This window comes from Corallococcus carmarthensis (assembly GCF_003611695.1).
GTDB lineage: Bacteria > Myxococcota > Myxococcia > Myxococcales > Myxococcaceae > Corallococcus > Corallococcus carmarthensis.
In genome coordinates this window covers 16,517-29,706 of the sequence record NZ_RAWE01000008.1, presented here as the reverse complement: position 1 = coordinate 29,706, position 13,190 = coordinate 16,517, and the positions used below count along the sequence as shown (strand labels likewise).

Sequence of the window (13,190 nt, the reverse complement as noted above, 5' to 3'; positions counted from 1 at the left end):
GCTCCTGATGCGGCTTCCATGGCTGGTGCTGTCCCTGTTCTGGGCGCTGGTCGGGTGTAGCGGTGCGACGAAGGTCGTCCGGCTCGACACGGGGCGCGGTGCGCCTGTCGTCCACATGCCTCGTGCGGATGGAACGGCCCGGCCGGTCCTGCTTGATGCGGGGGCTCTGAAGGAGGCCGTGGCGCGGCTGGCCCCGGGGCTTCGGTTGTCACCAAGGGCCCAGGATGCGGCCCGGCGCCTCTTCGAGGTGGAGCCCCGGAGCGGTTCGTACCTGATGGATGTGCAGCGCCGCCGCATCACGCCGCTCGGGCCGGGTGAGCACCTGTCCTCCGAGCAGACGCAGCCAGACGTGGAGCTGACCCGCGCCTACTTGCGCTGGTGCGGACGGACCGGACGGGCCGGTGACTGTCTGGGCCTGCTGAAGGAGAGCCCAGTCATCACGGGGGACGCGCGCTTCGCCCTGGCGCTCGCGCTGGCGAAGGGGGCGGTGCTGGAGGAGCTGTGGGAGGCCGTGAAGGACATGGCGAATCCCGAGGCGCTGATGCAGGCCGCGCTGTGGACAGCAGTCACGTATGCGTTGCTCTGGACCGTGCCTGAGCCCGCGACGAAGGGCGTGGCGGCGGTGCTCTCGGCAGGGCTCATCGCCTACGTGGGCATCGACACGTTCTGGGCACTCATCCAGGGCTTCCGGCACCTGATGGTGGAGTCGGACGCGGCGCTGACGTTCGACGAGCTGCGCGGAGCGGGAGAGCGATTCGGCAAGGTGATGGGCCGGCAGGCGGCGCGAGCCTTCGTGATGCTGGCGACGGCGGCCATCGGAAGCACGGGGGCGACGCTTGGAACGAAGCTGCCGGGCTTGCCTGGGGCAGCCCAGGCCGCGGTCCGGGCCGAGGCGGAAGCCGGCGTGGTCTACGCGGCCGTGGGACAGGTCGAGACGGTCGCCATCGCCGCGGACGGCTTCACGGTCGGCCTCGCGCCGGGTGCAGTCGCGATGTCCTCGAGTGGAACGCCCGTCGGTGGGAGCACTTCCTCTGGATACAAGGCGTGGCAGACACACCGGGGCATGACGAAGGCGCGAGGGAGCGCGGGCCCGAACAAGGAGTGGCACCACATCGTCGAGCAGACCGAAGGGAACGTTCGTCATTTCGGGCCAGAAGCAATTCACAACACCGAGAATGTCATCGCCTTGGATAAGTCGCTCCACGACATGGTCAGCGCGTTCTATTCAAGGAAGTACCCGCTCCTCACTCGTTCACGCGTCCTGACCATTCGAGAGTGGCTGAGCACGCAGTCTTACGCAGCCCAACGCGATTTCGGCATGCTCGCCATTGAAAACATCAAGAAGGGAATCTGGCGATGACTCTGGAGGGATGGGTCAGGGAGTTTGCCGAGAATGTCGCGGCCCAGACGGATGCGATCTTCCAGGTGGGTGCAGACCCCGAGGATGAGCACGGCGACCGATACATCACGGCTTTTGAAGAACTCCGTGCCCGAGGTAATGAAGGAAGAGAGGCACTTTGCATCCTCCTGAAACACCCCAGGATGGACGTGAGGGCCACGGCTGCTGCCTTCCTGCTCCGTTACCGCACCGCCGAGGCCAGGGCGGTGCTGGAGGAGGCTGCAAAAGGAGAAGGGCTCGTTGCCTTCGGCGCCCAGCAGACGTTGAAAGGGTGGGAAGAAGGCGTCTGGGACTTGGATCCGGAATAGCAGAGGGGCCTCCCGTGAACCCTTCCCCTTGACGGGCGCCCCGCTCGCCACCTCTCCCATGAAGACAAAGGACCTCAAGACGCTGACGCTGGAAGCGTTGATCGTGAGCTTTCAGCGAAACACGGTCATTTGTTGAACGCGCTCAACACTCGCGCCGCCAACAAGGAGTACAAGCACGCGGTCGCCGTCAGGCGAGAGTTGCAAACGCGCGGGGCGGAGGCGGAGGCGGCCTTGCTGGGTTTACTCTCCGACCCCGAAGAAGGAACGAGGTATTGGGCGGCGACAGCTGCCTTGCGGTTCGCCCCCAGTGAGGCGGAGGCGGCGCTCTCCGCATTGTCTACCCCTGCGTCGAGCCTGATGGGACTCAGTGCAGCCATGACCCTTGATGCGTGGAAGAACGGAACCCTTCCCCTGGAAGAGTAGAACCGTTCCAGTGGGTGGGCCGGATGCATGGAGGCCCTTGAATGCAGGCTGGCGAAGGGACCGGTGCCAAACGAACTCTGGGGAACCACAGGGGACATGCGAGAGCCGAAGGTGAAGTATCTGGCGATGAGCTTGGATGCACTCGTCAGGCAATTCGCGGATAATGTCGCCGCCCAGACCGACGCGATCTGGCAGGGCGCTGCGAAGGCCGGGAACCGATGCGCGAGGAAATACATCTCCGCTTTCGAGCAACTCCGGGCGCATGGGGATACAGGCCGCGAGGCGCTCACGGTGCTTTTCAGTCATCCACGAATGGATGTGCGGGTCATGGCCGCGGCCTACCTGCTTCGCTACCGGACGCATGAGGCACGTGAGGTCTTGATGGAGGCGGCCAGGGGCGAAGGACTCGTGCCATTCAAGGCAGGGCAGACCTTGAAACGCTGGGAAGAAGGCGCCTGGGCCCTGGATCCTGAATAGCGGCCGGGGCTTCAGCCCGCCATCCGCGTCCAGTCGTCCTCGTGGATGAAGAGCCTCACGCCCAGCCGCGCGCAGATGTCCGCGTGCGCCTGGGCGGCGGGGCCTCCCACCCAGAGGGGCAGCCCCTGGGGCAAGGCCTCCCGGATGCGCGTGAGCACGTCCTCGAACACCGTGGCGCCCCGGTTCATCACCGCCGACAGGCCCACCACGTCTGGCTTTGCTCGTGCCACCGTCTCGCCCAGCCCTTCCGCCGGCACTCGCTGCCCCAGCAGCGTCACTCGCATGCCCGCGTAGCGCAGCCGCAGCGCCGCACCCAGCAGGCCGATCTCGTGCTCTTCCTCCGGGAAACACGCCAGCACCGCGTGCTTGCGCCCTCCCCGGGGCGCGCCGTGCAGCAGGCTCACCACCCGCTCGCGCACCACCTGCGTCACCAGGTGCTCCTGCGCCACCGACAGCGTTCCCGCGTGCCAGCGCTCGCCCACCTCGCGCTGCACCGGCACCAGCACGTCCTCGAAGGCCTTCAGCGGCGGCAGCGCCGCCAGCACCTCGTCCAGGACGCGCGCGACGCGGGGCTGGTCATACGTTTCGGCCGCGGCCATCACCGCCGCGCGCCACGCCTCCGGTCGCGACCCGATCCGCTCCTCGTGGCTCTCGGGGGGCGGGGGGCGCGCCACCGCGTCCAGCTCCGCGCGCAGCTGGGGCAACAGCTTCGCCGCCTCGCTGATGGCCACGCCCTCGTCCGTCAGCGCCTTGAGCCGCTTGAGCAGGGCCACGTCGCGGTCGGTGTAGACGCGATAGCCCGCGGGCGTGCGCTCGGGCACGAGCACCCCGTAGCGGCGCTCCCAGGCCCGGATGAGCTCCACGCGGACCCCTGACAGCTCCGCGGCGATGTGGATGCGATAGGTGCGCTCAGCCATGGTGTGCGTGCTTCACGGTCGGTTCTGCGCGTTTCGCGCCTGTTGCCAGACGGCGATGAGTTCCTCCGCGGACTCCGCGTACTGCGCGCCCAGCGTGAAGAGGGTCTTCAGGTGCTCCCGCGCTCCCGGACCGCCTACCACCACCGGCGTGGGCGCGCACGCATGCATCGCTTCGGACAACACCGCGACGAAGTCCTCCGCGTCCCGGCGGCGGAGGAACGACAGCGCCACCACGTCCGGGCGGACCTGCATGCACGCCCCCTCCAGCGCCTCCGCGGGCGTGTCCGCCCCCAGCAGCGTCACCCGCCAGCCCCGCGCCTTGAGGTGCACGCCCAGCGCCAGGAGTCCGCCCTCGTGGTGGTCCCTCGCCGGACACGCCAGGAGCGCCCGGGGCCCTTCACCCACGCGCTCCATTCCCGCCAGCAGCATGCGCAGCCGCTGCCGCACCAGCGCGGAGGCCAGGTGCTCGCGCGCCACGTCCAGGCGGGAGGCCATCTCGCGCAGCAGCGGGATGAGGACCGTGTCGCAGTAGGTGGTGGCATCCAGCCCCACCTGGGCCTCGGACAGCACCGCGTCCGCGGCCTCCGCGTCCATCACCATCACCGCCGCCCAGAAGCGCTCCATGCGCCGCGCCCCAGACAGGATGGACCGCGCGGGTTCGTCGCGCACCTGGGCGATGGCCTCGCTCACCGAAAGGCCCTCCTCCATCAGCTTCGCCACCCGGCGGACGGCCTCCACCTCGTCGCGAGAATAGACGCGGTAGTTGTTCTCGCTGCGCTCCGGGCGCGGGAAGCCATAGCGGCGCTCCCAGGCTCGCAGGGTGGCCTCGCGGATGCCGGTGAGCCGGGCGATGGTGCGGATGCGCAGGCTCATGGGCCCAGGCCTCGCGCGCGGTCCCAGCGCTCCGCCACGCCGCGCGCCCCCGACACCTTCCGCGTGAAGCCCTCCAGGCTCGTCGCCTCGGACACCCGCCGCACCACCGCCTCCAGCCCGCTCTGGAAGCGCGCGAGCGGCCCGGCCTCGTGCGGTGTGCCGACCTCCAGCAACACATCCGGCCGCTCGTGTTCGAAGAAGGCGTAGCGGATGGCGACGGGCAGGCACTCCGCCTTCGCCGCGCGGGCCAGCAACTCCACCCCACGTTCCAGTTGCAGCGGGTGGACGCCGAAGGGCCGGTGCTCCCCTTCCGGAAAGACACACACCGCGGCGTGCGGTTTGCGCAACAGCTCCTTCGCGTATCGCAGCGAGGACAGGGACGACATCGCGTCCTGCTTGCGGATGCTGAACGCGCCCATCTTCGTGTGGAAGGGGTAGCGGCGCAGGTTCTCCTCGTCCATGAGGCAGTAGCCGTCCCAGCCCGCCACCTGGCAGAGCTGGTGCAGCACGAAGCCGTCCCACCAGTTGGTGTGGTTCAGGTAGACGAGCCGGCCCACGCCGTCGGCGGGCAGCTCGCCGCGCACCCACAGGCCCCGGAACGTCGAGCGGACCTTCCACCCGATGTACCGGTCCACCGCCCACCCGAAGGGCCCACCCTTGGCCGCGCGGATCAAGACGCCCGAGCCTCCTTGAGCCGCAGGAGCGCCGTGAACAGCGCGAGCCCCAGCGACACCAGGATGCTGGTGAGCAGGAAGAAGAGGACCTCCTCCAGCGGCACGGCGCCCACGTATACGCCCACGTGGCGTCCCTCGCCGAAGTTCCAGATGCCGGTGGAGATGGCCAGGTGGTCCGCGATGGACAGGTACACGCCAATGACCAGCGCCGGGGGCAGCACCGCGCGGAGCACCTCGCCCGCGCGGGCCTTGTAGTGGTTCACGAGCAGCGCCAGCTGGATGCCAATCACAGGCAGCGTCCACGCCAGCAGGTGGATGAGATACGCCCAGCGCGTCTCCATCATGGCGACACCTCGCGAGGCTCCAGGGTCCGCTCCGTGCGGACGGGCTTGTGCTCCTTCGACACGGGCTGCGGCTTCTTCGCCAGCACGCGCTCCAGCCGGTCGCGCGCCCACAGTCCCACGAGCAGCGTCTGGAGACCGAAGAAGAGGTACTCCTCCAGCGGCAGGTAGCCCAGTTTCACGCCCCAGATGCGCTCCGGGTCGAAGCCCCACAGGCCCCACTTCACGGCCAGGTTGTCCCACGGCGACGTGGCCGCGTAGACGACGACGAGCAGCACGCCCATGGGCGCCAGGCCCCGCCACGACAGCGTGCGGCGGTAGCGCACGAGCAGGAACAGGATGGGCAGCACGACGAAGATGCCCAGGAAGCGCGCGTAGGTCATCCCGGGCCTCCACTCCACTGCGGCGCCACGCGAACCATGCGTCCCCCAGCCTCCAGCGCGTAGGTATGGCCGCGCCAGGTCACCCTTCCCTGCCGCGTCAGCGAGGCCGCGAAGGCCGCGAGCAACAGGAGCTCTCCCTGCACCCAGTCCGTCAGCGCATGGCTCGAGTCCGCCTCCGCGGGCACCCGGCTCAGCGCGGCGAGGCGCAGCGACAGCAGCGTGCGCACGGCGACGAGGGCCGCCACCGCGAGCCACACGGCGGGCTCGTGGAGCCACGCGGCCAGGAGCAGCAGCGGCACGGTGGGCGTGAAGAGCAGCGGCACGGTGGGGTACAGGCCGGGCCGGTGGCTCGCGAGCACCTGCATCCAGCGCGTGAAGCGTTCCAGTGGCACGCGCCAGGACGTCCCATTGGCCACGGGCACCCACGCGGGCGCGGGGCTCAGCGCCACGTCCAGGCCGCGCGCGTGCAGCCGCTTCGCCAGCTCCAGGTCCTCGCCAATGTGGTCCGACAGTCCGACCAGTTCCTCCGCCGCGCGCGGTGACAGCCCGAGCGCCTTGCCGCACACGGCCTGCGCGCCCGCGCTCATCGCATGCAGCGCGCGGAAGCTGTGGTGCGTGTAGCGAAGCAGCCCCGCCATGGCACGGCCGGCCGCGTCCACCGCGCCAACAGGCGTGGGGGCGGCGGTGCTCAAGGCGGCGCCCGCCACGAGCGGAGAAGCGAGTCCCTCCACCAGCGCGCCCGTCACCGCCACGTCCGCGTCCACCGCGAGCACCACCCGACCGCGCACGTCCAACGTCTCCAGCGCGTAGAGCAGGTGGCCCACCTTGCGGTTGGGGCACACGGGGTCGCTCGGGTGCCAACGCACGCCCTCGGCCAGCCGGGGCAGGTACGGCGACAGCACCACCTGCTCCAACGGTCCCGCGTAGTCGATGGGGAGCGCCAGGTTCTCCAGCTCCAGCGGAGTGGGCGCATCCACGGGGCGCAGGAGCAACACGGAAGGCAGCGAGCCTCCGGCCGTCACGGGCGCACGGCGATACAGCCGCGCCAGCGCGACCGCACTGAAGCCACCGGCCAGCGCCGTCCACCCGAGCGTGAAGAAGCCGAGCGCGTTCATGTCGTCCTCCCCTTGCCCTCGAGGAAGTGCGCTTCCAGCGCAACCGTGCGCAGAGGCCATGCGCACTCATGCCGTCCCATGACCGCCAGCGTGAGCGCGTTCATGCCGTCCTCCCCACTCTCGTGCGGAAGTGCGCCATCCAGCGGATGAACGGGGAATGGAAGCGGCGGAAGTCCGCCACCTCTCCCATCGTGTCCAGCGTGTCGCGCCTCGACTCCAGCCGCGCGTAGAAGGGCGACGACTCCAGCAGGCGCGGCGCGCCCACCACCTCGTTGCCCGTGTGCAGCCTCGCGGGGACTCGCAGACCCCAGCCCGTCAGGTTCGTGGGACGCGCCTCGGGATTCGGGCCGCGCTCGCACACCACGCCGTTCGGTCCCGCCATCATGCGCAGCGGCGCCACTCCGTCCGGCAGGTGGTAGTCCACCACCGTGTGGTTCGCGTGGTGCGTGCGCGCCCAGTGCCAGCCAGACAGCCGCGCGCCCAGCAACTCCTGGCCGTGGTTCGTGTCGTGGTAGCCCATCCCCTCCGCCGTCACCCCCAGCGAAGACACCTCCAGCCGAGCCTCCGACCGGGGAGCCAATGCCTGCCAGTAATGCGGCAGGCCCGGCATGAGCTGCACCTCCGTGCCCCGCCCCGTCATCGGCCGCAACGTCAGGCTGGCGCGCACCGGGCGGCCCCACGGCGCCGTCCCGTCATCCACGTCCATGCGCACCGTGCCGTCCACCGCGTGCGTCAACGTGGAGCGGCCAATCCGCAGCCGTCCCGGTCCCTGCAACTCCACGCGCGGGTACTCGCTCAGCACCCACAACTTGCGCACACCCTGGTGGTAGAGCGCGAAGTTCACCGCGCTGTACGCCAGTGGATGCCCTCCGCGCCGCGCCGCCACCGAGTAGCGCGGCGAGAACAGCGACCCCAGCATGAAGATGCACACCGCGCTGTACGGCCCGGCGGTCACGTCCGCGTAGAACCAGCGGTACGCCCCCGGACTGTCGGGAAGCGAAGGCAGCGCGCACGACTCCGCAGCGTCAGGCAGGATGTTCTGCGCGAGGACGGACTTCATGCGCCCTCCCGCAGGTGCGCGGACGCCATCTGCGCCGCGAACCGGCCGGACAGCATCACCAGCGGCACCCCGCCGCCCGGATGCGTGCCACCGCCCGCGAAGAACAGCCCCGGCGTGCCGCCCCGGATGCGCGGCCTGCGGAACGGACCGAAGCGGCCGTGCGGCAGGAAGCCGTAGATGGAACCGCCCGGAGCGCCGCGCGCCGCCAGGTCCACCGGCGAGCGCTGCCCCACCACGCGCACGCGTCCCTTCAAGGCCGGGTAGTGCCGGACGAGCTTCTCGAACATCTGCTCGCGCACGCGCTCCGCGCTGGACTCCCACTCGCGCCGCGCCTGCTCCGCGCGGCCCTCTTCCAGCGGCATCGCAGGCGCGTTCACCATCACGAACAACCCCGTGCGGCCCAGCGGCGCCATGCCCGGGTCCGTGGCGGACGGGTTGCAGACGTACACCGTGGGGTCCGTCGCGAGCTGGCCCGCGAAGAGCTCATCGAACTCCCGCTTGTAGTCCCCGCCGAACATCACCGCGTGGTGCGGCACCGGCGGCCGGCCCTCCGCCTCCAGCAGCAGCACGAAGCCGGACAGCGACAGCGGCTCCGATTCCCGGCGCAGCGACGCCAGCGGATCCGCGTTCACCACCACGCTGTCGAACACCTCGCCGACCGGATCCACGCGGTAGCCCCCGGAGACGCGCTCGAAGCGCGCGCGCGTGTCCAGGTGCACCGTCACGCCCAGCCGCCGCACCGCCTGCCCCAACGCGTCCACCAGCGCGCCAATACCGCCGCGCACGTGGTGCACGCCATACGCATGCTCGATGTGCGGGATGAGCGCGAACGCCGCGCTGGACGCGTACGGCGACCCGCCCGCGTAGGTGGCGAAGCGGCCCACGTACTGCCGCAAGTGATGCGTCTGGAAGTGCTTCGCCGCCAGCGTGTGCAGCGTGTCCAGCTTCATCCCCGCCAGCATCGCGCCAATGCCCCGGCGGGCCACGCGCGCCATGAAGCCGGCCATGCCCTCGAAGGGGGCCTCCAGGTAGGGCTCACCCGCCGCGCGCCAGATGGCCGCGGCCTCCGCGTAGAAGGAGTGCACGCCCTTGCGCTCGATGGGGCGCAGCTCCGCGGCGCTCTCCGCCATGCGCTCCAGGTCCTTGTACGCCGTGAAGCCGCACCCGTCCGTGAAGTGGTAGGTGCACTGCGGCTCCAGCTCCGTGAACGGCGGCAGCAGGTCCAACGCGCCCAGCTGCTCGAAGGTGCTCCGCACCAGCGCCGGCAACGTGAGCAGCGTGGGCCCCGTGTCCAGCGTGAGCCCCTCCACCGTCACGGCCTGCGCCTTGCCGCCCAGGGACGCGCTGCCCTCGAACAGCGTCACCGCGTGCCCTTCCTTCGCCAGCAGGCCCGCGGCCGTCAGTCCGCCAATGCCTCCGCCAATCACCGCCACGCGCGAGGCCTTCATCGCGGGCCTCCCGTGCCCGTGGGCAGCAGCGGCGCCACCGGCGCGGACGGCAGGGACAGGGGAGCCTCCGGCAGCGCGGCCTGGGGCCGCAGGAACACGGTCGCCGTCAGCGCCAGCTTGCGCCCCGTCGTCGTGTGAGCACGGCCACTGAACACGTCGTAATCCCGCGCCTCGATGTCGCGCAGGATGTCGCCGTAGATGGCGCCCATCAGCCGCACCATGCGCTGGCTGCCGAAGCCGGTGAGGTAGCGCACGCCCGCCGCCGCCCGCGCGTAGTAGGCCCGTGCGCGCTGGATTTGAAAGCGCATGAAGTCGCGCCACTTCGCATCCACCCGGCCCGCGCGCAGGTCGTCCTCGGTGATGCCGAAGGCGCGCAGCTCCTCCGCGGGCAGGTACACCCGGCCGCGCTCCAGGTCCTCGCGCACGTCGCGCAGGATGTTGGTGAGCTGCATCGCACGGCCCAGATCCGCCGCGGGCTCCACCGCGCGCGAGTCCTCGCAGCCCAGCACCGGCGTCAGCATCAACCCGACCACACCCGCGACGCGGTAGCAGTACAGGTCCAATTCCTCCCACGTGTCGTAGCGGAGCTTCGTCAGGTCCATCTCCATGCCGGAGATGAGGTCCTGGAAGGGCTGCTCGGGAATCCGGTAGTGGTGGATGGAGTGGCGCAGCGCCGCGAACTCGCTCGGGTCCCACGGCGACGGCGCCTCCGCGGAGGGCTGGCGCGCGGACGGCGGACCCAGCTCCTTCGACGCCAGCTCCGGCAAGGGCAGGTACACCTCCGCCACGCGCTCGCGCGCCCGTGCCAGCCGCGTCGCCAGGTCCATGGGCGCTTCGCCCGGCAGCGCGCTCTCGCCCGCGTCCACCAGGTCGTCCAGCCGCCGGCAGAAGGCATACAGCGCGAAGGCCGCCTTCCGCCGCTGTCCGAAGAGCAGGTACGACGCGAAGAAGAAGCTCTTGGCGTGGTGGCGCGTGACGACCCGGGCTCGCTGGTAGCCCTGCGCGATGAGCGCTGGCGACTCGGTGACGCTCATGCCGCCACCTCCACCGCCGCCGGGACACCCTGGCGCGGAGACAGCGCCACGCCCTGCTTGTGCGCCCACTCCGTCAGCCGCTCGGTGACGAGCCGCGCGGAGATGAGCACCGTGGGCAGGCCCGTGCCCGGCTGCGTGGAGGCCCCCACGAAGAAGAGGTTCTTCACATGCGGATCCACGTTGGCCGGACGGAAGGGGCCAATCTGGAAGAAGTTCTGCGCCAGCCCGAACGCGCTGCCGCGCGCCAGGTTGTACGTGCCCGCCCAGTCATCCGGGGTGAAGACGCGCTCCACCTCGATGTCCGCCTCCAGGTCCGGGTAGCCCAGCTCCGCCAGACGCTGGAACACCTTCGCGCGCACCTTCGGCCCCTCCACCTTCCAGTCCAGGTTCGAGTGCTGGTGCGGCACCGGCACCAGCACGTAGAGCGCGTCCTTCCCCTCCGGCGCCAGCGACGGGTCCGTGCGCGTGGGCACGTTGACGTAGAAGCTGGGGTCCTCCGGCACGCGGAAGCGCTGGAAGATGTCCTCGAACGAGCCCGCGTAGTCCCGGCCGAACATCACGTTGTGATGCAGCAGGCCCGGCACCCGCTTCTTCATGCCCAGGTAGAGCATGTAGCCGCTGGAGGTGAAGCGAAGCTTCTCCCCGCGCTTGAACGGCGCATCCTTCGGGTCGAGCAGCTTCTCGTACGCGTACGGCAGATCCGCGTTGCACAGCACCGCATCCGCGGACACCACCTCACCGCCCACCAGCCGCACGCCCGTGGTGCGCCCCCCTTCCGTGAGGATGCGCTCCACCGCGCGGCCGTAGTGCAGCGTCACGCCCTCCTCGCGCGCCAGCCGCTCCAGCGCGAGGGGAATGGCATACAGGCCGCCCTTGGGGAACCAGATGCCCACGCCCAGCTCGGTGAAGGGCAGCAGGCCATACACCGCGGGCGACTCAAAGGGAGACACGCCCAGGTACATGGTCTGGAACGTCATCGCCGCGCGCAGCCGGTCGTCCTGGAAGTAGCGGCTGACGTCCGCGTACATGCGGCGGTGCGCGCGCGCCTTGAAGATCTTGGCCAGCACCCCGGGCGAGAAGTAGTCGCGCACGCCGTTGAAGTTGCGGCCCACGAAGTGGTCCAGGCTGATGCGGTACTGGTCGCGGCCCTGCGCCATGAAGGCCAGGTAGCGCTGGAAGCTGCCCGGCTCCACGCGCTCCAGCTCGCGGCCCATGGTGCACAGCTCGGAGGTGAAGGTGACGTCCGAGCCGTCCCGGAAGTGCACCCGGTAGTTCGGGTCGCACCGCACCAGCGTGAGGTAGTCCTCGATGCGGCGGCCCAGCGCGCGGAAGGTCTCCTCGAACACCTCCGGCATGAGCACGATGGTGGGACCCACGTCCCAGGTGAACCCGTCCACCTGCAGCTGGTTGCACCGGCCGCCCGGGCCGTGCGTCTTCTCGAAGACCTGGACGTCGAAGCCCTGCCGCGCGAGCCTCGCCGCCGCGGCCAGTCCTCCCACCCCCGCGCCCACCACCACCACCCGCTTGCCCTGTGCGCTCATGACGGTGTCCTCAGGAAGCGCGACGCGACAGCCGGGCGATGAGGGCGTCCAAGAGGTCCCTCAAGCCGTGGGGGTTGGGCAATGCCTGCAGGCTCCGCCGCGCCGCGCGCGACGCACGCTCCACCGCGCGCTCACACGCCGCACGGCCGCCGAAGTGCTCCACCAGTTCGCGCGCGCGGGCCAGCGCCGCTTCGTCCTTGCACTCCACCGGCAGCGCCCACAACCGCTCCAGTTCCTCGCGGCCCTCGGGCGTGGCGCGCACATACGCGGCCACCACCGGGAAGGTGCGCTTGGCCTGCATGAAGTCGCCGTCGGACGCCTTGCCCGCCACGGACGCGTCGCCAAACAGGCCGATGAGGTCGTCACGCAGCTGGTACGCGAGCCCCACCGAGCGCCCCACCCGCTCCAGGCCCTGCTGGAGCGCCACGTCCGCGCCGCCCAGCATCGCGCCGCACACCAGCGGGGCGCAGAAGCCGTAGCGCGCCGTCTTGAGGTGCGCCACGCGCAGCGTCTGGAAGAGCGTCATCTCCGCCAGCGGCACGCGCGCCAGGTCCAGGTCCAGGTACTGCCCGGCGGCCGTGTGCCGGCACACACCCAGGTAGTAGCGCGCCACGCTGGACGCGCCCGGCAGCCCCGATTCCAGCATCGCCTCCAGCGAGCGCGCGAAGAGGTGGTCGCCCATCACCACGGCCAGGTCCTCGCCCGGACGGCCCGGGGCCAGCATCCGGTGCAGCGCCGGCCCGCTCCGGCGCAGCTCCGCCTGATCCGCCACGTCGTCGTGGATGAGCAGGAACGTGTGCAGCAGCTCCAGCCCCGCGGCGAAGCGCCACAGCCCCGGAGGCACCGCCGTGCTCCCACGCGCCAGCCCGTGCCCCGCCAGCACCAGCGCCGGTCTCAGCCGCTTCGCCGGCCGCAGCGCATAGGCTCGCGTCTGGGCCTGCGCCTGTGTCCAACGTGCGTCCAGGCCTTGTTCATCGGGCAGATCGAACAGCTGGACGAGCGCCGCTTCCACCTCTGCCTGCACGAGCTGCAACCAGGCGTGTTCGGGGTATGCCGCTCCGGCGGAGGTCTGCTGCACGTTGGGAAGCAGGGTGGCCATACAGCGGATCTCCGGAGTCGGGAGCACGGCAGCAGCTTCTTCACCTAGAGGTAGCGTTTGCGTCCAGAGATTGTCAAGGCTATGTCTAAGGTTTGCAA

General features: G+C 70.3%; 14 protein-coding genes and 1 pseudogene. 4 read left to right on the top strand and 11 right to left on the bottom strand.

The features are described from left to right. Positions 1-7 precede the first annotated feature (7 nt). The 4 genes and pseudogenes from sitA5 (at position 8) to D7X32_RS03845 (ending at position 2,607) form a co-directional block, all read left to right on the top strand. Positions 8-1,360, top strand: a complete 1,353-nt coding sequence (gene sitA5 / locus D7X32_RS03860; protein WP_120601192.1) for a SitA5 family polymorphic toxin — start codon at positions 8-10, stop codon at positions 1,358-1,360. Continuing rightward, the gene (locus D7X32_RS03855) at positions 1,357-1,707 is read left to right on the top strand and encodes a DUF2019 domain-containing protein (protein WP_120601135.1); all 351 of its coding nucleotides are present in this window, start codon (positions 1,357-1,359) and stop codon (positions 1,705-1,707) included. Before sitA5 ends, D7X32_RS03855 begins: the two co-directional genes overlap by 4 nt. Before the next feature lie 117 nt (positions 1,708-1,824). Then, a pseudogene (locus tag D7X32_RS03850) lies at positions 1,825-2,130 on the top strand (DUF2019 domain-containing protein); the annotation flags it as partial. A gap of 126 nt (positions 2,131-2,256) precedes the next feature. After that, entirely contained in the window at positions 2,257-2,607 is a 351-nt protein-coding gene (locus D7X32_RS03845; RefSeq protein WP_120601191.1) for a DUF2019 domain-containing protein, read from the top strand. An 11-nt stretch (positions 2,608-2,618) separates the two neighbouring features. Here the strand turns inward: D7X32_RS03845 and D7X32_RS03840 are convergent, their stop codons facing one another. From D7X32_RS03840 to D7X32_RS03790, 11 genes are all read right to left on the bottom strand, one after another. Further along, positions 2,619-3,524, bottom strand: a complete 906-nt coding sequence (locus D7X32_RS03840; RefSeq protein WP_120601133.1) for a MerR family transcriptional regulator — start codon at positions 3,522-3,524, stop codon at positions 2,619-2,621. Positions 3,525-3,536: 12 nt separating this feature from the next. Next, the gene (locus tag D7X32_RS03835; RefSeq protein ID WP_120601132.1) at positions 3,537-4,397 is read right to left on the bottom strand and encodes a MerR family transcriptional regulator; all 861 of its coding nucleotides are present in this window, start codon (positions 4,395-4,397) and stop codon (positions 3,537-3,539) included. Then, on the bottom strand, positions 4,394-5,071 hold the full coding sequence (locus D7X32_RS03830) for a lysophospholipid acyltransferase family protein (protein ID WP_120601131.1): 678 nt from the start codon (positions 5,069-5,071) through the stop codon (positions 4,394-4,396). Before D7X32_RS03830 ends, D7X32_RS03835 begins: the two co-directional genes overlap by 4 nt. Continuing rightward, the gene (locus tag D7X32_RS03825; RefSeq protein WP_120601130.1) at positions 5,068-5,415 is read right to left on the bottom strand and encodes a lycopene cyclase domain-containing protein; all 348 of its coding nucleotides are present in this window, start codon (positions 5,413-5,415) and stop codon (positions 5,068-5,070) included. Before D7X32_RS03825 ends, D7X32_RS03830 begins: the two co-directional genes overlap by 4 nt. Continuing rightward, positions 5,412-5,795 carry a lycopene cyclase domain-containing protein gene (locus D7X32_RS03820; protein ID WP_120601129.1) on the bottom strand — a complete coding sequence of 128 codons (384 nt, stop codon included), beginning with the start codon at positions 5,793-5,795 and terminating at the stop codon, positions 5,412-5,414. Before D7X32_RS03820 ends, D7X32_RS03825 begins: the two co-directional genes overlap by 4 nt. Next, on the bottom strand, positions 5,792-6,910 hold the full coding sequence (locus D7X32_RS03815; protein ID WP_120601128.1) for a glycosyltransferase: 1,119 nt from the start codon (positions 6,908-6,910) through the stop codon (positions 5,792-5,794). The genes D7X32_RS03820 and D7X32_RS03815 overlap by 4 nt, the downstream gene beginning before the upstream one ends. 100 nt (positions 6,911-7,010) lie before the next feature. Further along, a complete protein-coding gene (locus tag D7X32_RS03810) occupies positions 7,011-7,970 on the bottom strand; it encodes a carotenoid 1,2-hydratase family protein (RefSeq protein WP_120601127.1) in 960 nt (319 codons plus the stop codon). Then, on the bottom strand, positions 7,967-9,418 hold the full coding sequence (locus tag D7X32_RS03805) for a phytoene desaturase family protein (RefSeq protein ID WP_120601126.1): 1,452 nt from the start codon (positions 9,416-9,418) through the stop codon (positions 7,967-7,969). The genes D7X32_RS03810 and D7X32_RS03805 overlap by 4 nt, the downstream gene beginning before the upstream one ends. Then, positions 9,415-10,452, bottom strand: coding sequence for a phytoene/squalene synthase family protein (locus D7X32_RS03800; protein WP_120601125.1), 1,038 nt, complete (start codon positions 10,450-10,452; stop codon positions 9,415-9,417). Before D7X32_RS03800 ends, D7X32_RS03805 begins: the two co-directional genes overlap by 4 nt. Beyond that, positions 10,449-11,993 carry a phytoene desaturase family protein gene (locus D7X32_RS03795; RefSeq protein ID WP_120601124.1) on the bottom strand — a complete coding sequence of 515 codons (1,545 nt, stop codon included), beginning with the start codon at positions 11,991-11,993 and terminating at the stop codon, positions 10,449-10,451. Before D7X32_RS03795 ends, D7X32_RS03800 begins: the two co-directional genes overlap by 4 nt. Before the next feature lie 10 nt (positions 11,994-12,003). Then, the gene (locus D7X32_RS03790; RefSeq protein ID WP_120601123.1) at positions 12,004-13,092 is read right to left on the bottom strand and encodes a polyprenyl synthetase family protein; all 1,089 of its coding nucleotides are present in this window, start codon (positions 13,090-13,092) and stop codon (positions 12,004-12,006) included. Between the last annotated feature and the right edge of the window lie 98 nt (positions 13,093-13,190).

Excerpts from the sequence above, each read along its gene's own strand:
- sitA5 (WP_120601192.1), top strand. The coding sequence starts at position 8 with ATGCGGCTTCCATGGCTGGTGCTGTCCCTGTTCTGGGCGCTGGTCGGG.
- D7X32_RS03855 (WP_120601135.1), top strand. The coding sequence starts at position 1,357 with ATGACTCTGGAGGGATGGGTCAGGGAGTTTGCCGAGAATGTCGCGGCC.
- D7X32_RS03845 (WP_120601191.1), top strand. The coding sequence starts at position 2,257 with ATGAGCTTGGATGCACTCGTCAGGCAATTCGCGGATAATGTCGCCGCC.
- D7X32_RS03840 (WP_120601133.1), bottom strand. The coding sequence starts at position 3,524 with ATGGCTGAGCGCACCTATCGCATCCACATCGCCGCGGAGCTGTCAGGG.
- D7X32_RS03835 (WP_120601132.1), bottom strand. The coding sequence starts at position 4,397 with ATGAGCCTGCGCATCCGCACCATCGCCCGGCTCACCGGCATCCGCGAG.
- D7X32_RS03825 (WP_120601130.1), bottom strand. The coding sequence starts at position 5,415 with ATGATGGAGACGCGCTGGGCGTATCTCATCCACCTGCTGGCGTGGACG.
- D7X32_RS03820 (WP_120601129.1), bottom strand. The coding sequence starts at position 5,795 with ATGACCTACGCGCGCTTCCTGGGCATCTTCGTCGTGCTGCCCATCCTG.
- D7X32_RS03815 (WP_120601128.1), bottom strand. The coding sequence starts at position 6,910 with ATGAACGCGCTCGGCTTCTTCACGCTCGGGTGGACGGCGCTGGCCGGT.
- D7X32_RS03810 (WP_120601127.1), bottom strand. The coding sequence starts at position 7,970 with ATGAAGTCCGTCCTCGCGCAGAACATCCTGCCTGACGCTGCGGAGTCG.
- D7X32_RS03805 (WP_120601126.1), bottom strand. The coding sequence starts at position 9,418 with ATGAAGGCCTCGCGCGTGGCGGTGATTGGCGGAGGCATTGGCGGACTG.
- D7X32_RS03800 (WP_120601125.1), bottom strand. The coding sequence starts at position 10,452 with ATGAGCGTCACCGAGTCGCCAGCGCTCATCGCGCAGGGCTACCAGCGA.
- D7X32_RS03795 (WP_120601124.1), bottom strand. The coding sequence starts at position 11,993 with ATGAGCGCACAGGGCAAGCGGGTGGTGGTGGTGGGCGCGGGGGTGGGA.
- D7X32_RS03790 (WP_120601123.1), bottom strand. The coding sequence starts at position 13,092 with ATGGCCACCCTGCTTCCCAACGTGCAGCAGACCTCCGCCGGAGCGGCA.